Origin of the sequence: Azospirillum agricola, from assembly GCF_020005195.1 — a bacterium.
Lineage (GTDB): Bacteria > Pseudomonadota > Alphaproteobacteria > Azospirillales > Azospirillaceae > Azospirillum > Azospirillum agricola.
Map to the genome: position 1 here is coordinate 2,002,954 of NZ_JAIFZR010000005.1, position 18,605 is coordinate 2,021,558.

Consider the following 18,605-nt stretch of genomic DNA (forward strand, 5'->3'; position numbering starts at 1 on the left):
CTTCTCCTGTCAGGCAGGCGTCAGACCGTCGTGCTGCGTCCGGCGATCATGCGGTAGATCGCCAGGATGACGATGGCGCCGACGATGGCGCCGATGAAGCCGGCTCCCTCGCCCGGCCGGTACCAGCCGACGGCGGCGCCCAGATAGGTGGCGACGAAGGCGCCGGCGATGCCCAGCAGGGTGGTGATGATGAACCCGCCCGGATCGCGGCCCGGCATCAGGAATTTGGCGACGATGCCGGCCAGAAACCCGATGATGATCGTCCAGAGAATGCCCATGCTCCTGTTCCCTTCCGTTGCGGGACGGTTTTCCCAGAGCCAATAACGCCCGAGACGGCGATTGGTTCTGTTGCGAAGGGAACCTTTGTGGGGTGCCCCTTCCCATTTTCCCGCACCGGACGGCGGCGCGGAAGGAGACTCAGCGCAGGGCGGCGATGTTGGCGGCGTATTGCCCCGGCCCGCCGGTGAAGGTGGCGGTGCCGGCGACCAGCACGTCGGCGCCGGCCTCGACCGCCAGCTTCGCCGTCTCCGGGTTGATGCCGCCGTCGATCTCCAGGTCGATCGGCTTGCCGAGCGCGTCGATGCGGGCGCGCAGGTCGCGGATCTTGGGAAGCTGGCTCTTGATGAAGCTCTGGCCGCCGAAGCCGGGGTTGACCGTCATCACCAGCACGAGGTCGATGTCCTCCAGCACATGCTGGATGGCGTCCACCGGGGTCGCCGGGTTCAGCGAGACGCCGGCCTTCTTGCCGAGCGACTTGATGAGCTGGATCGTCCGGTGCAGGTGGGGACCTGCCTCCGGATGCACGGTGATGATGTCGGCGCCAGCCTTGGCGAAATCGGGGATGAACAGGTCGACCGGCGAGATCATCAGGTGCACGTCGAAGATTTTCGCGCTGTGCGGACGCAGCGCCTTCACCACGCCGGGGCCGATGGTGAGGTTCGGCACGAAATGGCCGTCCATCACGTCGATGTGGATGTAGTCGGCGCCGGCGGCGTCGACCGCGCGGACCTCCTCGCCCAGCCGGGCGAAATCGGCGGAGAGAATCGAGGGGGAGATTTTGACGGCGCGCATGGCGGCATTCCCTGGCGGACGGAGCGTGGGTGGACGAAGCGTGGTGAGGGCCCTCCCATAGCACGGCCGGGACGCCGGGAGCCATGCCGGCGAAAAATCCCTTTTTCCGAAGGGGCTATTTCCGCTTTACGCTTCACAAGCTTGGATATATCCGTTTGAATATAATTCGTGATCATTCGGAAGGAGGCTTGGATGTTCGGTGTGCGTGGGCGCGCGATGACGCGCGTCGTGTCGGCGGCGGTGATCGGCGTCGGCCTGATGATGGCCGCCCCGGCGGCGATGGCGCAGGACGTGCTGGTGATGGCCGCCGCCTCGACCAAGAACGCGGTGGAGAAGCTGGCGGCCCAGTTCAAGTCGAAGACCGGAATGACGGTGGTTTCGTCCTTCGCCGCATCCTCGGCTTTGGCCAAGCAGATCGAGAATGGGGCGCCGGCCGACCTGTTCATCTCCGCCGACCTCGACTGGATGGACTATCTTCAGAAGAAGGATTTGATCAAGACCGACACCCGCGTCAGCCTGCTGGGCAATGATCTGGTGGTGGTCGCTCCCAAGGGTTCGCCCCTGAAGCCGAAGCTGACGCAGGGCGGCGATCTGGCGGCGCTGGCCGGCGACGGCCGCATCGCCACCGGCGACCCATCGAACGTTCCGGTCGGGAAGTACGCCAAGGCGGCGCTGGAGAAGCTGGGGCAGTGGGCGGCGGTCGAGCCGAAGCTCGCCCGCGCCGACAGCGTCCGCGCCGCGCTGGCGCTGGTCAGCCGTGGCGAGGCGCCGCTCGGCATCGTCTACCGCACCGACGCGGCGGTCGATCCCGGCGTCGAGGTGGTCGGCGTCTTCCCGCAGGACAGCTACCCGCCCATCGTCTACCCGGCGGCCGTCGTCGCGGCCTCCAAGAGCGCCCACGCCGCCGCCTTCCTGGAGTATGCGAAGTCGCCGGACGGCATGGCCGTGTGGAAGGAATACGGCTTCGTTCCGGCGCCCAAGCTGCCGTAAGCTTCGCGTCATGGATGTCCTGTCGCCGATGGAAGTCACCGCGTTGCTGCTGAGCCTGCGCGTCGCGGGCCTGGCCATCGTGGTGGCCCTGCCGCTCGCCGTTCTGGCCGCCTGGATTCTCGGGCGCTACTCGTTCCCCGGAAAGACGCTGTTCGACGGGCTGGTCCATCTGCCCCTGGTGCTGCCGCCGGTGGTGATCGGCTACATCCTGCTGATCACCATGGGCACCAAGGGGATCATCGGCGGCTGGCTCTACCAGACCTTCGGGATCCGCCTGATCTTCACTTCGGAAGGGGCGTCGCTGGCGGTGGCCGTGACCTCCTTCCCGCTGATGGTGCGGGCGATCCGCCTGTCGGTCGAGGCGATCGACGGCGGGCTGGAGGCGGCGGCGCGCACGCTGGGCGCCGGCCCGGTCGACCGCTTCTTCACCATCGTGCTGCCGCTGATGGCGCCGGGCCTGCTGTCGGGCGCCATCGTCGCCTTCGCCGCCGCGATGGGCGAATTCGGGGCGGTCATCACCTTCGTGTCCAACATTCCCGGCACGACGCAGACCCTGCCGCTGGCGATCTACGCCGCGACGCAGGAACCCGATGGCGACGCCGTGGCGGCGCGGCTGGCGGCGATTTCCTTCTCCGTCGCGCTGATCGCGCTGATGGTGTCGGAATTCCTGGCCCACCGCCTGCGCCGCCTGATCGGCCAACGATAGACCGGGCAAGGACAAGCCATGATGGACGTTTCCATCCGCCAGACGCTGGGCCGCTTCGCACTCGACATCGCCTTCACCGCCGAGGAGCGCGGGGTGACGGCCCTGTTCGGCCGCTCGGGCTCGGGAAAGACCTCGGTCATCAACGCCATCGCCGGACTGGCGCGGCCGGACGCCGGCCACATCCGCGTCGGCGGCACCACCTATTTCGACAGCGCCGCCCGCGTCGACATGGCCGCCGAGAAGCGCCGGGTCGGCTACGTCTTTCAGGATTCCCGCCTGTTTCCGCACATGAGCGTGCGCAGCAACCTGGAATTCGGCCTGCGCCGGGTTCCGGCGGCGGAGCGGCGCATCGCCTTTGGCCCAGTGGTCGATCTGCTCGGACTCGGCCATATCCTCGAGCGCCGGCCGCGCGGGCTGTCGGGCGGCGAGAAGCAGCGCGTCGCCTTCGGCCGGGCGCTGCTGGCCCAGCCGCGCCTGCTGCTGATGGACGAACCGATGGCCTCGCTCGACGCCGCCCGCAAGGCGGAGATCATGCCCTACATCGAGCGGCTGCGCGACGAGATGAACATCCCCATCATCCTGGTCAGCCACGCGCTGGACGAGGTGGTGCGGCTGGCCACCACGCTGGTGCTGATCGGCGAGGGCAGGGTGGTCGCCGCCGGCCCGGTGGGGACGGTGATGGGGCGGCTCGATCAGGTGTCGGCAACCGGCAGCCACGACGTCGGCGCCGTGCTGGACCTGACCGTCGATCATCACGTCGAGGCGGACGGGTTGAGCGTGCTGGTCTTCGACGGCGGGCGCCTGACGGTGCCGCGCGTCGAGCGCCCGGTCGGCGCGCCGGTCCGTCTGCAAATCCACGCGCGCGACGTGATCGTCGCGCTGGAGCCCCTGGGCGGCACCAGCCTGCGCAACACGCTGATGGGACGGGTGGTGGAGATCGCGGAGTCGGGGCCGGCCTCGGTCGATCTGCGGATCGCGGTCGGCGGATCCTTCCTGATCGCCCGCGTCACCCGCGCCGCCGCGCGCGATCTGGGCCTGGCGCCGGGCCGCGAGGTGGTGGCGCTGGTGAAGGGGGTCGCCTTCGAGACCGACCTGATGGGCGGGCCGGCGCGGGTGGTGGACGTGTGAAGCACCCTGCTGGAGGTGCTGCCCCTACACCCATGTGAGCCCTTCTCCCCTTGTGGGGGAAGGGTTGCGATGAGGGGTATTCGCCACAGGCGAAAGATGTTTGTACCCCCTCACCCCAACCCCTCTCCCACAAGGGGAGAGGGGCTTTCGTTCATGGAGGAGCCGTCCCCCTTACTGCTGCCCGCTGGAGGGCGTCGTGGTCGCGCCGCCGCCGGCCGAACCGCCGCTGGTGGCGCCGCCCGGCACGGTCGTCGTCGGGGCCGGAGCGTTGTTCATGGTGTTGCCCGACGAGCCGTCGATGGTCGGAACCCCGGTGGCGGGCGGCGGCGTGGTGGTCGAGGTGGAACCGGCCGACGAACCCGACGACTCGGTGGCCGGACGCTCGGCGGTCGAGGTGCCGTTGTTCTGGGCGGATTGGTCGTCGCAGGCCGCCAGACCGAGAAGCAGGGCGGGGAGGGCCGCGATCAGAAGCTTGCTGCGCATGGAGTGTCTCTCCTTACCATGGGTCGCATGGGCCGGCTGCGCGATCCGCTGCGCCGCCGGATGCGGCGCGGCGTGGCAGCCGCGGTCCCCCTCCAACACGGAGGCGTTGCGGTTCATTCCACGCCGCGATGCGTTTTTTCCTCCCGTCGCGCGTTTCCCGGGCGCCTCCGCCTTGTGGCGCCGGTGTCGCCGCACACCAGGGATGGGTTGCGCAACGAACACGAATTCGGAGCGTCTTTTGTGTTGCCCCTTTTTCGTTTGACCCCCTGAAAGCCCCTATGGTCCCATGATGGGACCATGACCATGCTCGCCGATCTCACCGACTCGCTCGCCCGCGCGGCGAAAAGCGCCCTCCGTCAGGCCATCATGCCGGCGCTGTGCGCCTGCGTCGTCGCCTACTTCGCCTATTACGCGATCCATGGCGACCGGGGATTGGTCGCGATGAAGCAGATCCAGGGCGAGATCGCGCAGGCCGAAACCGTGCTCCAGCAATTGAGGGACGAGCGCGAACGCATGGAGCGGCGCGCCCAGCTGCTGCGCGGCGACAACCTCGACCGCGACATGCTGGACGAGCGCGCGCGCTCGATGCTGAACCTCTCGAACCCCCGCGACGTGGTCGTGACTCTTCCCAAGCTGTACGACAACGACGGAAACAGCCTGGAGAAGTAGCCCAGATCAGCCAATTAACCGAAACTCGGTTAATCGGAAATCCGCCTTCAAAAACAGGTGTTTGCGCGAGCGGATTTGCTCGTGTACTGTGCGCGCCATATCCGCTTCCGGTGCGGGACGTTTTCATGCCCGCAACGCGTGGCGACGGCGGCTGTTTCAAGGCCGCCGTTGCATGAACCCTGGGGAGGAACCATGGCCGCGTCCCGACGCCGTCCGACCAAGGCGCAAGCCGAGTCTGCGCCCGCTCAAGCCGTCTCGTCCGAAGAGCTTCTCAACTACTACCGTGAGATGCTGCTGATCCGCCGCTTCGAGGAGAAGGCCGGTCAGCTCTATGGCATGGGCCTCATCGGCGGCTTCTGCCATCTCTACATCGGCCAGGAGGCCGTCGTCGTCGGCATCCAGGCCGCCCTGAACGAAGGCGACAGCGTCATCACCAGCTACCGCGACCACGGCCACATGCTGGCCTGCGGCATGGAAGCCAAGGGCGTGATGGCCGAGTTGACCGGGCGCCGCGGAGGCTACTCCAAGGGCAAGGGCGGCTCGATGCACATGTTCAGCCGCGAGAAGAACTTCTACGGCGGCCACGGCATCGTCGGCGGGCAGGTTCCGCTCGGCACCGGGCTGGCCTTCGCGCACAAGTACGCCAAGGACGGCGGCATCGCGGCCGTCTATTGCGGCGACGGCGCCATCAACCAGGGCCAGGTCTACGAGAGCTTCAACATGGCGGCGCTGTGGAAGCTGCCGGTGCTCTTCGTGATCGAGAACAACAAGTACGCCATGGGCACCTCGCAGGAGCGCGCCTCGGCCGGCGAACTGCACCAGCGCGGCGCCGCCTACGGCATCCCCGGCTATCAGGTCAACGGCATGGACGTGCTGGAGGTCAAGGCCGCGGCGGACCAGTGGGTGAAGTATGTCCGCGAGGGCAACGGCCCGGTCATCCTGGAGATGAAGACCTACCGCTACCGCGGCCACTCGATGTCGGATCCGGCCAAGTACCGGACCAAGGAGGAGGTCGAGAAGATGCGGTCGGAGTCCGACCCGATCGACCAGCTCAAGGCCAAGCTGCTCGCCGGCAACCACGCCGACGAGGAGAAGCTGAAGGAGATCGACCGCGCGGTGAAGGCGATCGTCACCGAGTCGGCCGAGTTCGCCCAGCAGAGCCCCGAGCCGGACGTGTCGGAGCTGTGGACCGACATTCTCGTCGAATCCTGACATCAACGATAAGCGGGAGCGGCGCCGAGGGACGGGAAACCGGAATCCCCGCGCCGCCGGAGGTTGAGGAATGCCGATCGAAGTGCTGATGCCGGCCCTGTCGCCCACCATGACCGAGGGCAAGCTGGCCAAATGGCTCAAGAAGGAAGGTGACTCGGTGAAGTCCGGCGACGTCCTCGCCGAGATCGAAACCGACAAGGCGACCATGGAGGTCGAGGCGGTCGACGAAGGCCGCATCGGCAAGATCCTGGTCGCCGAGGGCACCGACAACGTCGCGGTGAACACCCCCATCGCCGTCCTGCTGGAAGAGGGCGAGGACGCCAGCGCGATCGGCAAGGCCGCCACCGCGCCGGCCGCCACCGCTCCCGCCCCGGCGGCGACGGAACCCGCCGCGGCGCCCGCCGCCGCTCCGGCCCCGGCGCCGTCTCCCGCCGTTGCCGCCGCCCCGGCGTCGGACGAGGACAAGTTCTTCGCCAAGACCGTCAAGAAGACGGTCCGCGAGGCGCTCCGCGACGCGATGGCCGAGGAAATGCGCCGTGACGAGAAGGTCTTCGTCATGGGCGAGGAGGTCGCGCAGTACCAGGGCGCCTACAAGGTGACCCAGGGCCTGTTGCAGGAGTTCGGCGACACCCGCGTCATCGACACGCCGATCACCGAGATCGGCTTCGCCGGCCTGGGCGTCGGCGCCGCCTTCAAGGGGCTGAAGCCGGTCGTCGAGTTCATGACCTTCAACTTCGCCATGCAGGCGATCGACCACATCATCAACTCGGCCGCCAAGACGCTCTACATGTCGGGCGGCCAGATGAGCAACTCGATCGTCTTCCGCGGCCCGAACGGTGCGGCCGCCCGCGTCGGCGCCCAGCACTCGCAGTGCTTCGCCTCCTGGTACGCGCATTGCCCGGGCCTGAAGGTCGTCGCCCCCTGGTCGGCGGCCGACGCCAAGGGCCTGCTGAAGGCGGCGATCCGCGACGCCAACCCGATCGTCTTCCTCGAGAACGAGATCCTCTACGGCCAGAGCTTCGAGGTGCCGGAGGACGAGGAGTTCGTGCTGCCGATCGGCAAGGCCAAGATCGAGCGTCCCGGCAAGGACGTGACGATCACCGCCTTCTCGATCATGGTCGGCCACGCGCTGGCCGCCGCCGAGCTGCTGGCCAAGGAAGGCATCGACGCGGAGGTCATCAACCTGCGCACGATCCGTCCGCTCGACACCGAGGCCATCGTCAACAGCGTCAAGAAGACCAACCGTCTGGTCTCGGTCGAGGAGGGCTGGCCCTTCGCCGGCATCGGCTCCGAGATGTGCGCGCTGATGATGGAGCAGGCCTTCGACCATCTCGACGCGCCGGTCGTCCGCGTCGCCGGCCTCGACGTGCCGATGCCCTACGCCGCCAACCTGGAAAAGCTGGCGCTGCCGCAGGTCGAGCACATCGTCAAGGCCGCCAAGCAAGTCTGCTACCGCTGAGGGAGGGCTGAAGGAATGACCGTTCAGATTCTGATGCCCGCCCTCTCGCCCACGATGACCGAGGGCAACCTCGCCAAGTGGCTGAAGAAGGAAGGCGACACGGTGAAGTCCGGCGACGTGATCGCCGAGATCGAAACCGACAAGGCGACCATGGAGGTCGAGGCCGTCGACGAGGGCCGGATCGGCAAGATCCTGGTCGCCGAAGGCAGCCAGGGCGTCGCGGTGAACACCCCGATCGCCATCCTGCTCGAAGAGGGCGAGGACGAGAGCGCGCTGTCCGGCGGCTCCGCCCCCGCTCCGGCGCCCGCCGCCGCCCCGGCTCCGGCCGCCGCCCCCGCTCCCGCTGCGGCTCCTGCCGCTGCGGCCCCGGCGGCTGCTCCGGCCGCCGCCCAAGGTGGTGCGCGCGTGTTCGCCAGCCCGCTGGCCCGCCGCATCGCCGAGCAGGCCGGCGTGGATCTGAAGTCGGTCAAGGGCAGCGGCCCCAACGGCCGCATCGTCAAGGCCGACGTCGAGGCCGCCAAGGCCGCCGGCCCGGCCAAGCCAGCCCCCGCCGCCGCTGCGGCTCCGCAGGCCGCCGCCCCGGCTCCGGCCGCCGCGCCCGCCCCGGCGGCGAAAGCCGACGGCATCGACGCCAAGGCCCAGGCCGACAAGCTGGGCATCGCCTACACGGCGATCCCCAACAGCGGCATGCGCAAGACCATCACCAAGCGTCTGGGCGAGGTGCAGCGCACCGTCCCCGACTATTACCTGACCACCGACGTCGAGATCGACGCGCTGCTGAAGGTCCGCGCCGAGCTGAACGGCCGGTCCGACGCCTACAAGCTGTCGGTCAACGACTTCGTCATCCGCGCGTCGGCGCTGGCCCTGAAGAAGGTGCCGGTCATCAACGCGTCCTGGACCGACGACGCGATCCTCCAGTACCACCACGCCGACGTTTCGGTCGCGGTGGCCACCCCGACCGGCCTGATCACCCCGATCATCAAGAAGGCCGAGACCAAGGGCCTCGCCGAAATCTCCAACGAGATGAAGGTTCTGGCCAAGAAGGCCCGCGACGGGCAGCTGAAGCCCGAAGAGTTCATGGGCGGCACCTTCTCGGTCTCCAACCTCGGCATGATGGGCGTCAAGCAGTTCGCGGCGATCATCAACCCGCCGCAGGCCTGCATCCTGGCGGTCGGCGCCAGCGAGCAGCGTCCGGTCGTGAAGAATGGGGCGATCGCCATCGCCACCGTGATGAGCCTGACGGTCACCGTCGACCACCGGGTGGCGGACGGCGCCGTTGGCGCGGAATTCCTTGCGGCCCTGAAGAAGCTGCTCGAAGATCCGTTGTCGATGCTGCTGTAACCGCTGTTTGAGGGAACCCGGATCCATGTCCAAGAGCCTTGCCCCGCTGCGCGCCGAGATCGACGCCATCGACGACGAGATCGTCGCGTTGCTGGGCAAGCGCCTGTCCGTCGTCCACCGCGTCGCCGTGGTCAAGATGGCGGAGGGGCTGCCGGCCGTGCTGCCCGACCGCGTCGAGGCGGTGAAGGCGCTGGCGGCCGAACGCGGCAAGGCCCACGGCCTGGATCCGGCCTTCATGGTCACCCTGTACCAGACGATCATCGACGAGGCGTGCCGGGTCGAGGAGGGCATCTTCGCCGCCGGCCCCCAGGACGCGCCTCGCTCCTGAAGGGAGAACATCCGTGGCCGACATGAACTACGACGTCATCGTCATCGGCGGCGGGCCGGGCGGTTACGTGGCGGCGATCCGCGCCGCGCAGCTGGGCCTGCACACCGCCGTGATCGAGCGTGAAAACCTCGGCGGCATCTGCCTGAACTGGGGCTGCATCCCGACCAAGGCGCTGCTGCGCTCGGCCGAGGTGCTGCGCAACGCCAAGCACGCCAACGACTACGGCCTGGTCATCCAGACTCCGGGTTTCGACCTCGATAAGGTCGTGCAGCGCTCGCGCAAGGTCGCCAGCCAGCTCAACGGCGGCGTCAAGCATCTGCTGAAGAAGAACAAGGTCACCGTCATCGAGGGCGCGGCCAAGCTGGCCGGCAAGGGCCTCGTCGCCGTGTCCAAGGGTTCGGCCCCGGTCGGCACCTTCGGCGCCAAGCACATCATCATCGCCACCGGCGCCCGTGCCCGCACCCTGCCGGGGCTGGAGGACGACGGCAAGCTGGTCTGGACCTACCGCAAGGCGATGACCCCGGACGTCACGCCGAAGTCGCTGCTGGTCATCGGTTCCGGCGCCATCGGCATCGAGTTCGCCAGCTTCTACAACGAGCTGGGCGCCAAGGTGACGGTGGTCGAGGTGATGGACCGCATCCTCCCGGTGGAGGATGAGGAAATCTCGGCGATGGCCCGCAAGTCCTTCGAGAAGCAGGGCATGCGCATCATCACCGGCGGCAAGGCCGGCAACCTGCGCAAGAGCGCCGACAGCGTCACCGTCGCGGTCGAGGCCGGCGGCAAGACCGAGGACATCACGGTCGACCGCGTCATCGTCGCCGTCGGCATCAGCCCGAACACCGAGAACCTGGGGCTGGAAGGCACCAAGGTGAAGCTGGATCGCGGCCACATCCAGACCAACGCGATGTGCGAGACCGACGAGCCCGGCGTCTACGCCATCGGGGACGTGACCGGGGCGCCGTGGCTCGCCCACAAGGCCAGCCACGAGGGCGTCATCGTTGCCGAGCACATCGCCGGCAAGCATCCGCACGGACTGAACGTGCTCGGCATTCCCGGCTGCACCTACTCGCACCCGCAGATCGCCTCGGTCGGGCTGACGGAGAAGAAGGCCAAGGAGAAGGGCTACGAGGTCAAGGTCGGCCGCTTCCCCTTCATCGGCAACGGCAAGGCGATCGCGCTCGGCGAGACCGAGGGCATGGTCAAGACCGTGTTCGATGCCAAGACCGGCGAGCTGCTCGGCGCCCACATGATCGGGGCCGAGGTGACCGAACTGATCCAGGGCTACACCGTCGCCAAGACCATGGAGACGACCGAGGCCGAGCTGATGCACACCGTCTTCCCGCATCCCACCCTGTCGGAAATGATGCACGAGTCGGTTCTTGATGCCTATGGCCGGGCGATCCACTTCTAGTTAAGCTTTTCCGAGGCGACGGTTTCCCAAGGTGGGGTGATGGATCGCGCGAGCGCCGCGTATGACGAGGATTTCTACGCCTGGACCCAGAGCCAGGCGGCGGAGCTTCGTCGTGCCGGCGCCGAGCGGAACAATGCCCCTGTCGACTGGGCGAACGTCGCCGAGGAGATCGAGAGCATGGGCCGCAGCCAGAAATCGGAGATCGACAGCCGCCTGTCCGTGCTGCTGGTTCCTCTGCTGAAATGGCTGTGCTGCCCGGAGTTGCGTGAGCGTTGCGAGCGGGGCTGGCGGCTGACCATCCGGGAGCAGCGCCGGAAGCTGCTGCGCGAGATGAAGGACAGCCCCAGCCTGCGGCCCTTCATCGCCGAGATCTTCGACGAAAGCTACCAGGAGGCGCGCCTGCGCGCCGCCGTCGAGGCCGACGTGCCCGACGGCCAATTCCCCGCCGAACCGCCTTTCACGCTTGACCAGGCGCTCGATCCGGCCTATCCGGCGGCTTTGTTTCCGCCGGAAGGGCGGGCTTAGTGCCTTACCGTTCATTTTCGGGGCCGCGAACGAGCCGGCCGTCGGGAGCCTTCAGACCATGACCCTCGTCGATCAGACCGAGAAGCTTCGCCACCCCGAAAAGGCCCACAAGCCGGACAACCCCATCTCCCGCAAGCCCGCCTGGATTCGCGTCAAGGCGCCGATGAGCCAGGAGTACAACGAGACCCGCCAGCTCATGCGCGGGCTCAAGCTGAACACGGTGTGCGAGGAGGCGGCCTGCCCGAACATCGGTGAGTGCTGGAAGCAGAAGCACGCCACCTTCATGATCCTGGGCTCGATCTGCACGCGCGGCTGCGCCTTCTGCAACGTCGAGACCGGGCGTCCGGACCTGCTCGACCCGCATGAGCCGGAGAAGGTCGGCGAAGCGGTCGGCCAGCTCAAGCTCAGCCACGTCGTCATCACCTCGGTGGACCGCGACGACCTGCCGGACGGCGGCGCCGAGCATTTCGCCCGCACGATCCGCGCCGTGCGCGAAGCGTCGCCGGGCACCACCATCGAGATCCTGACCCCCGACTTCCAGAAGAAGAAGGGTGCCCTGGAGGTGGTGGTCGAGGCCCGGCCCGACGTGTTCAACCACAATCTGGAGACGGCGCCGCGCCTCTACCCGACGATCCGGCCGGGCGCCCGCTACTTCACCTCGCTGCAACTGCTGTCGAAGGTCAAGGAGCTCGACCCGACCATCTTCACCAAGTCCGGCATCATGGTCGGCCTGGGCGAGACGAAGGAGGAGGTCGCGCAGGTGATGGACGATCTGCGTGCCGCCGATGTGGACTTCATGACGATTGGGCAGTATCTCCAGCCGACGCCGAAGCACGCGGCGGTGGATCGTTTCGTGACGCCGGAGGAGTTCGCCGGTTACACCACGGTCGGCCGTGGCAAGGGCTTCCTGTTGGTGGCGTCGTCGCCGCTGACGCGCTCGTCCTACCACGCGGGCGACGATTTCGAGAAGCTGCGGGCCGCCCGGCTGAAAAAACTGGGCGCCACGGCGGAGTAAGGGGCCGGTTTCAGGTTTGGGTTTGCGTCTCAAGGGTCACCATCAGGACAAGGGCATGCCGACTCACGCGGAAAAGAAGGTTCTTCCCTACACGCCGAGGCAAATGTACGACTTGGTCGCCGATGTGGAGAAGTATCCGGAGTTCTTGCCCTGGTGTCTGGCCGCCCGCATCCGCCGCCGTGAAGGCGACGTGATGTTCGCGGACCTCATCATCGGTTTCAAGATGGTCCGCGAACGCTTCACCTCGCGGGTCGAGCTGAAGGAGCCGGAGTGCCGGATCGACGTCCAGTACACCGACGGGCCGTTCCAGTACCTGAACAACCACTGGATCTTCCAGGAGCACGAGCGCGGCTGCTGCGTCGATTTCTTCGTGGACTTCGAGTTTCGCTCGAAGATGCTGCAAAAGATCATGGGGTTGCTGTTCAACGAGGCGGTGCGCCGCATGGTGCATGCCTTCGAGGCCCGCGCCGACCAGCTCTACGGCCGTGCGGGAGCGCCGCAGTCGGCGTGATCCCGCGCGGATTCCCGAAGGCCCCGTTTCCTGAACGACCGTGTTGCGGGCAAGCGTGCTTCCACGGCGAAACCAGCATCACGCAAGCACGCTCCTGAAATCCGCTGGACACATGTGGAATCAACGTGGCGCGCCTCGTCCATGGATCCCAGCCGGATGGTCGTGGCGCGGGGCCGGGCATGACGATCCCTGATTGGGTCGAGGACGGCCAGGCGGGCTTTCAGATCGCCAGCAGTTGCAGCTTTTCCGGGTCGGCGGAGGCGGACAGCGTCCCCCGGCGCGCGCCGGACAGATAGGCCCGGCCGAGATTGGCGGAGAACTCGTCGCAGCCGCGCAGATCGGCGGAGGCGAGGTTGGCGTTTTCGAACATCGCCTTGGCGATCTTGGCGCCGGTCAACCGGGCGCCCCGCAGGTCGGCCCCCTCCAGCTTCGCGCCCGACAGGTTGGTCGGCCACAGCCGGCCAGCCGGCGTGCCGTCGGGGTTGCGCAGTTCGACCAGGCCGAAATCGGCGTCCCCGGCGTGGGCGCCGGACAGGTCGGCGTCCATCAGGTTGGCGCCGGTCAGGATCGCCTGGTCCAGCTTCGCGCCGCACAGCGCCGCCCCGCCGAAGTCGGCCAGCGACAGGAAGGCGTGGGCGAGCGACGCCTCGTTCATGCGCGCCCCGCGGAAGACGGCGCCGGACAGGTCGGCGGCGGTCAGGTCGACCCCGCGCAGATCCATGCCGGTGAAGTCGGCGCGCCGCCCTTGCCGCCCGGCGCTGTTGATCCACTGGATGTGGGCCTCGAGCATCTGGCGGACCTCCGGCGGCAGGTTGCCGGTGCCCTTCATGTAGATGGCGCCGTTCAGATCGGCGCCGGCCGTGTCGGCCCCGGCCAGATCGACGTTGCGCAGCACCGCGTCGCGCAGGTCCGCATGACGCAGGATGGTCTGGTTCAGCGCGGCGCCGCTGAGGATCGCGCGCTTCAGCTTGGCGCCGGTGAAGTTCGCCTCGCGCAGGTCGGCGCCGGCCAGATTGGCGGCGAACAGATGGGCCCCGGCGAAATCGGTGCCCTTCATGCCGGCGTTGGTGAGATCGGCGTGGCTGAGGTCGGCGTTCTTGAAATTGACGCCCTCCAGCGTGGCATCCTGCAAGTTGGTGCGCTGCCGGATTTCCGGCGGCTTGCCGGACGAGAAGGTCAGGATCTGGCCGGGGCGCAGGTCCGCCTCCTCGAAATCGGTGCGGCGCAGATTGGCCTTCAGGAAATTGGCGCCGCGCAGGTCGGCCCGGACGAAGCAGGAGCCGACCAGAACCGCGCGGGTGAAGTTCGACCCGAACAGGTCGGACATGTTGAAGCTGACCTCTTCCAGCTCCGCGTCCGAGAAATTCACCTGGGTCAGCACCGACGAGTTCAGCGTGAAGCCCTTCAGCCGGAAGCCGGACAGATCGGCGCCCTTGGCCTGGAGCCGGACGCCGCCCGGTCGCAGCTTCAGATAGAACAGATGATCCCTGACCTGCTTCAGGAAGTCGGTGGCCCGATCCGTCATGGAGGCAGCCTCGTCCAATGCCTCGCCGGACCCTTACGGTAACCGGAGGACCGTGCTTCGCGGAAGCGTCCAATACAAATTGTCACGTTACTAAACCGATGCTGGACATACCCGCCGGAAGCGCCCACGCGCCCACCACCTTGGGTTTTGTATCACAAAAGCCGGGCCGCGTGCAGGCTCACGAGTCATCGCTTTGGCGATAGGGCGAAAGTTCGGCCAGCGCCGCGATCTCGGCGGCGACGGCGGCGCGCTCCTCGGCCAGATGATGGTCAAGCGCCCGCCGGAAGCCCGGATCGGCGACCCAATGGGCGCTGTGGGTGGTCACCGGCAAATAGCCGCGCTGGATCTTGTGCTCCCCCTGGGCGCCGGCCTCGACACGCTTCAGCCCGCGCTCGATGGCGAAATCGAGGGCGCGGTAGTAGCAGGCCTCGAAATGCAGGAAGCGGTAGCGCCCGTCCGACCCCCAGTTGCGGCCGTAGAGCGCGTCGGACCCCAGCAGGTTGAGGGCACCGGCCACCCATTCGCCGCCGTCCTCGCACATCACCAGCACCACGCGATCGGCCATCGTCCGCCCCAGCCGTTCGAAGAAGGCCCGCGTCAGGTAGCCGCCGCCCCATTTGCGGTCGGCGGTCTCCAGATAGAAGCGGTGGAAGGCATCCCAATGCTCCGCTTTCAGGTCGTCGCCGGTCAGGGTGTGCAGGCGGACGCCGCTGTCGGCGACCTCGCGCCGCTCCTTGCGGATCGCCTTGCGCTTGCGGGAGTTCAGAGCGTCGAGGAAGGCATCGAAGCTCTCGTAGCCCCGATTCTCCCAATGATACTGCACCCCGGTGCGCCGCAGCCATCCGGCCTCGCCCAGCCGCCCGGCATCGGCGGCGTTGGGAAAGGTGACGTGGGCGGAAGAGACGCCGTAGCGCTTCGCCACCCGTTCCAGCGCCGCGACCAGCGCGCCGGCCACCGCCTCGCCGCCGCCGGGAGCGACCAGCAGGCGCGGCCCCGGCACGGGGGTGAAGGGAACCGAGACCTGGAGCTTCGGGTAATAGTTGCCGCCGGCCCGCTCATAGGCGTTGGCCCAGCCATGGTCGAAGACGTACTCGCCGTAGGAGTGGCTCTTCACATAGGCCGGAACCGCGCCGACCATCCGTCCGTCGGGATCGAAGGCGGCGAGGTGGCTGGGCTGCCAGCCGGTCTTGGCGACGGCCGATCCCGATTCCTCGAGCGCCAGCAGGAAGGCGTGGGAAACGAACGGATCGTCGGGGCCGGCGCAGGCATCCCAGTCCCTGGCCTCCGCCTGGCCGACCCCGGTCAGGATGCGGATGGTGATGGCGCCGCTGCCGTCGGGCATGAACCGTCTCCCTTGCTTCGCCGAGGGAAGTGGGCGCTGCGCCGCATCGCGGCAAGACGCCCATCTCCCCCTTCGACGCCACCCAGCCATCCCTTCCCGGCAGGCCGTTCCGGCCAAGCGGCTCCATTCAGGCCGCTCCGGTCAGGCCACCTCGAGCACCGCCTCGACCTCGACCGCGACGTTGCCGGGCAGCGACGGCGCGCCGACGGCGGCGCGGGCGTGCCGGCCGGCATCGCCGAAGACCTCCTGCATCAGCTCCGACGCACCGTTGATCACCGCCGGGTGGTCATGGAAATCGGCGCCCGAATTGACGAAACCGCCGAGCTTCAGCACACGGGTCACACGGTCGAGGTCGCCGTCCAGCGCCGCCTTGGCCTGGGCCAGGATGTTCAGGGCGCACAGGCGGGCAGCCTCCTTGCCCTGCTCGACCGTGAAGTCCTGGCCGACCTTGCCGAGGAAGCGGCGCTCGCCGTTCCACACGGTGATCTGGCCGGAGATGTAGAGCGTGTTGCCCGAGCGCGTGTGGGCGACATAGGCCGCCACCGGGGCGGCGGCCTGCGGCAGCTCGATCCCCAGCTCGGCGAGGCGCGCGTCGATCCGACCGGTCATGATGGTTGGTCCTTCCCTGTTAGAAGCCACGGGTTTTCGGCGGGTGTTCCACGCCCAGACCATAGCCGCGCCGGTCCGGCGATGGGAAGAATCCTCCACCGGACTCCGCGGCAGTTCCGTCCGTGCCCGGCAAAGTTTTCCCGGAATCTTTTGCGGCGCACTCCGATGCCCCAGCGGAAGGACCCGGAGCTTTCTGCCTACGCGTCATCATTCATCAATGAATTCAATTACTTGACTTGATATCGCCGAATTGGCACGGCCCTTGAATAAAGGAAGCCACGCAAACGCACGTTGCCTCGCTCGGTCAAAAGACCAGCCGAGGACAGCCTCAGAAGGAGACTAGGAGCCATGGCCAACGAAGTGACGCTGACCGCCGCAATGCGGACGAACCTGCTGCAACTGCAAAGCACGCAGTCTGGCATCGACAAGAAGCAGCAGATTCTGTCCACCGGCAACAAGATCAACTCCGCTTTGGACGGCCCGACCTCCTTCTTCGCGGCCAAGGGCCTGACCCAGCGCGCCGGCGACCTGTCGTCGCTGAAGGACGCGATGGGCCAGTCGATCAGCACCATCAAGGCGGCCGACAAGGGCCTGACCGCGATCGACAGCCTGATCGACCAGGCCAAGGGCCTGACCACCTCCGCCCTGGCCTCGCTGTCCGACGACGCCGCCTCGGTCGCCACCCGCAAGGCGCTGGCCGCCCAGTTCGACACGCTGAAGAACCAGATCGACAAGCTGGCCGGCGACAGCGGCTACGCCGGCAAGAACCTGATCGGCGGCACCGGCCTGCGGCTGGAGAGCACCTCGGACTCGCGCGCCTCGGTCAACACCATCACCGGCCTCGACAACGCCCGCGTCACCAACGTCTCCTCGACCGACACCTACTCGATCCGCGTCAAGGGCGACGGCTCGATCGAGGGCAACGCCCAGGACATCTCCGAGACGCAGACCGCGCACGGCCTCACCGGCCTGAAGCTGGACGGCAAGATGTCCACGACCGCCGGCAGCTTCTCCGACGTGCAGATCGAGGTGCGCGGCGCCAAGGGCAAGGAGCGCTCCTTCATCGTCACCGACGGCAAGGAAAGCCGGACGATCAACTATTTCGACAACAGCCAGTCGCTCTCCACCAGCACCGTCGCGGCGACCTCGGGCAACCCGCAGACCTCGAAGGTCACGGTCGGCAAGGGCACGGTCGAAGCCGGCGACATCTTCTCGATCACGGTGGAAGGCGAGACCTTCAGCTACACCGCGACCTCGTCGGACGTCGCGGTCGGCCAGAACGTCCAGAACCACATCGCCACGGCCCTGAAGGACTCGATCAGCAACGCGCTGGCCAACACCACCCGCCTGTCGGGCAAGGATCTGGCCTCGGTGTCCGTCGATCCCAACGGCGGCACGGTGACGCTGACCGGCACCACCGTCGCGGGCAACCCCCGCGAGGTGACGCTGACGGTGAACACCACCAACGCGCTGAGCAAGCGCATCTCGGAAAGCTTCGCCTCGGGCGCGGTGGTCTCCTTCACCGTCGACCGTCTGGCGATGGAGGACGCCGTCAACGCCGGCAACGGCGTCTCGACCATCCAGAAGAACGTCGACATCCAGATCCAGGTCACCAACCAGGACGGCGCCCAGATCGCCCGTGACGGCCTGAACGAGCGCGGCGAGGGCAAGCTGGCCAACGGCGAGCAGTCCTTCGCCTTCGGCAGCGGCACCGTCCGCCTGCGGGTGGACGAGAAGACGATCATGCAGGCGGCCACGGCCAACTGCGGCGCCAACCTCGTCACCAAGCAGGTGTCGAACCCGAACACCTCCAACGACCTGACGGTCCAGCTGAACGAGAAGAACACCAACTCGATCACCGTCGCGGCGGTGGATCTGACCTCCGGCGGCCAAGGCCTGAAGATCGACGGGGCGCAGAACGACTGGATGGACCGCTCCGACATCGAGGCGGCGGTCGCCGGCCTCGACTATGCCAAGGCGACGGTCCGCTCCGCCTCGCAGAAGCTGTCGACCAACCTGAACGTCATCACCACCCGCGAGACCTTCACCAAGGAGTTCAGCGACGTGCTGACGGAAGGCGCCAGCAAGCTGACGCTGGCCGACCAGAACGAGGAGGGCGCCAGCCTGCTGATGCTCCAGACCCGTCAGCAGCTCGGCACCATCGCCCTCTCGCTCGCCAACCAGTCGCAGCAGTCGATCCTGCGTCTGTTCTAAGCCAGGCCCCTCTCTGGCGAACGTGCCGCGTCGGCGGGCGCCCCTTCGGGGGCGCCCGTTCGCGTT

General features: G+C 67.6%; 19 protein-coding genes. 13 read left to right on the plus strand and 6 right to left on the minus strand.

Going from position 1 to position 18,605, the window contains the following annotated elements; all coding sequences use genetic code 11:
• Positions 1–20: 20 nt before the first annotated feature.
• Together JN22_RS24490 and rpe are read right to left on the minus strand one after the other, a co-directional pair.
• Positions 21–278, minus strand: coding sequence for a GlsB/YeaQ/YmgE family stress response membrane protein (locus JN22_RS24490; RefSeq protein ID WP_085556372.1), 258 nt, complete (start codon positions 276–278; stop codon positions 21–23).
• Positions 279–417: 139 nt separating this feature from the next.
• Positions 418–1,071: a ribulose-phosphate 3-epimerase gene (gene rpe / locus JN22_RS24495; RefSeq protein WP_085556373.1), complete on the minus strand. Its 654-nt coding sequence runs from the start codon at positions 1,069–1,071 to the stop codon at positions 418–420.
• Between the two features lie 192 nt (positions 1,072–1,263).
• Between rpe and modA the strand changes: the two genes are divergently transcribed.
• Genes modA through modC form a run of 3 tightly spaced genes read left to right on the plus strand, consistent with a single transcriptional unit; the run spans position 1,264 to position 3,895 of the window.
• Entirely contained in the window at positions 1,264–2,061 is a 798-nt protein-coding gene (modA, locus tag JN22_RS24500; protein ID WP_085556374.1) for a molybdate ABC transporter substrate-binding protein, read from the plus strand.
• Between the two features lie 10 nt (positions 2,062–2,071).
• Positions 2,072–2,767: a molybdate ABC transporter permease subunit gene (gene modB, locus JN22_RS24505; protein ID WP_085556375.1), complete on the plus strand. Its 696-nt coding sequence runs from the start codon at positions 2,072–2,074 to the stop codon at positions 2,765–2,767.
• Between the two features lie 18 nt (positions 2,768–2,785).
• Entirely contained in the window at positions 2,786–3,895 is a 1,110-nt protein-coding gene (gene modC / locus JN22_RS24510) for a molybdenum ABC transporter ATP-binding protein (RefSeq protein ID WP_085556376.1), read from the plus strand.
• 171 nt (positions 3,896–4,066) lie between these two features.
• Here modC and JN22_RS24515 read toward each other — a convergent pair whose 3' ends face one another.
• Positions 4,067–4,378 (minus strand): hypothetical protein, encoded by a 312-nt coding sequence (locus tag JN22_RS24515; RefSeq protein ID WP_143268399.1) that lies wholly within the window; start codon positions 4,376–4,378, stop codon positions 4,067–4,069.
• A 297-nt stretch (positions 4,379–4,675) separates the two neighbouring features.
• Between JN22_RS24515 and JN22_RS24520 the strand changes: the two genes are divergently transcribed.
• From JN22_RS24520 to JN22_RS24560, 9 genes are all read left to right on the plus strand, one after another.
• A complete protein-coding gene (locus JN22_RS24520) occupies positions 4,676–5,047 on the plus strand; it encodes an FtsB family cell division protein (RefSeq protein ID WP_085556378.1) in 372 nt (123 codons plus the stop codon).
• Positions 5,048–5,239: 192 nt separating this feature from the next.
• Complete coding sequence (gene pdhA, locus JN22_RS24525; RefSeq protein WP_085556379.1) at positions 5,240–6,259, plus strand: pyruvate dehydrogenase (acetyl-transferring) E1 component subunit alpha; 1,020 nt, start codon at positions 5,240–5,242, stop codon at positions 6,257–6,259.
• Between the two features lie 70 nt (positions 6,260–6,329).
• The gene (locus JN22_RS24530; protein WP_085556380.1) at positions 6,330–7,718 is read left to right on the plus strand and encodes a pyruvate dehydrogenase complex E1 component subunit beta; all 1,389 of its coding nucleotides are present in this window, start codon (positions 6,330–6,332) and stop codon (positions 7,716–7,718) included.
• Between the two features lie 15 nt (positions 7,719–7,733).
• Entirely contained in the window at positions 7,734–9,059 is a 1,326-nt protein-coding gene (locus JN22_RS24535) for a pyruvate dehydrogenase complex dihydrolipoamide acetyltransferase (protein WP_085556381.1), read from the plus strand.
• Positions 9,060–9,084: 25 nt separating this feature from the next.
• Positions 9,085–9,387, plus strand: coding sequence for a chorismate mutase (locus JN22_RS24540; RefSeq protein ID WP_085556382.1), 303 nt, complete (start codon positions 9,085–9,087; stop codon positions 9,385–9,387).
• A 13-nt stretch (positions 9,388–9,400) separates the two neighbouring features.
• Positions 9,401–10,798 carry a dihydrolipoyl dehydrogenase gene (gene lpdA, locus JN22_RS24545; protein WP_085556383.1) on the plus strand — a complete coding sequence of 466 codons (1,398 nt, stop codon included), beginning with the start codon at positions 9,401–9,403 and terminating at the stop codon, positions 10,796–10,798.
• Between the two features lie 39 nt (positions 10,799–10,837).
• Positions 10,838–11,323, plus strand: coding sequence for a DUF29 domain-containing protein (locus tag JN22_RS24550; RefSeq protein WP_085556384.1), 486 nt, complete (start codon positions 10,838–10,840; stop codon positions 11,321–11,323).
• A gap of 58 nt (positions 11,324–11,381) precedes the next feature.
• Entirely contained in the window at positions 11,382–12,338 is a 957-nt protein-coding gene (gene lipA / locus JN22_RS24555; RefSeq protein ID WP_085556385.1) for a lipoyl synthase, read from the plus strand.
• A gap of 55 nt (positions 12,339–12,393) precedes the next feature.
• A complete protein-coding gene (locus JN22_RS24560; RefSeq protein ID WP_085556386.1) occupies positions 12,394–12,849 on the plus strand; it encodes a type II toxin-antitoxin system RatA family toxin in 456 nt (151 codons plus the stop codon).
• Positions 12,850–13,069: 220 nt separating this feature from the next.
• Here the strand turns inward: JN22_RS24560 and JN22_RS24565 are convergent, their stop codons facing one another.
• The 3 genes from JN22_RS24565 to JN22_RS24575 all read right to left on the minus strand — a co-directional run bounded on the left by JN22_RS24565 (position 13,070) and on the right by JN22_RS24575 (position 16,325).
• Positions 13,070–14,374: a pentapeptide repeat-containing protein gene (locus JN22_RS24565; RefSeq protein WP_085556387.1), complete on the minus strand. Its 1,305-nt coding sequence runs from the start codon at positions 14,372–14,374 to the stop codon at positions 13,070–13,072.
• Between the two features lie 178 nt (positions 14,375–14,552).
• Complete coding sequence (locus JN22_RS24570) at positions 14,553–15,716, minus strand: GNAT family N-acetyltransferase (protein ID WP_085556388.1); 1,164 nt, start codon at positions 15,714–15,716, stop codon at positions 14,553–14,555.
• 141 nt (positions 15,717–15,857) lie between these two features.
• Complete coding sequence (locus JN22_RS24575; RefSeq protein WP_085556389.1) at positions 15,858–16,325, minus strand: RidA family protein; 468 nt, start codon at positions 16,323–16,325, stop codon at positions 15,858–15,860.
• A 348-nt stretch (positions 16,326–16,673) separates the two neighbouring features.
• On the opposite strand from JN22_RS24575, the gene JN22_RS24580 reads away from it, so the two are divergent.
• Positions 16,674–18,539 carry a flagellin N-terminal helical domain-containing protein gene (locus JN22_RS24580; protein ID WP_085556390.1) on the plus strand — a complete coding sequence of 622 codons (1,866 nt, stop codon included), beginning with the start codon at positions 16,674–16,676 and terminating at the stop codon, positions 18,537–18,539.
• Positions 18,540–18,605 lie beyond the last annotated feature (66 nt).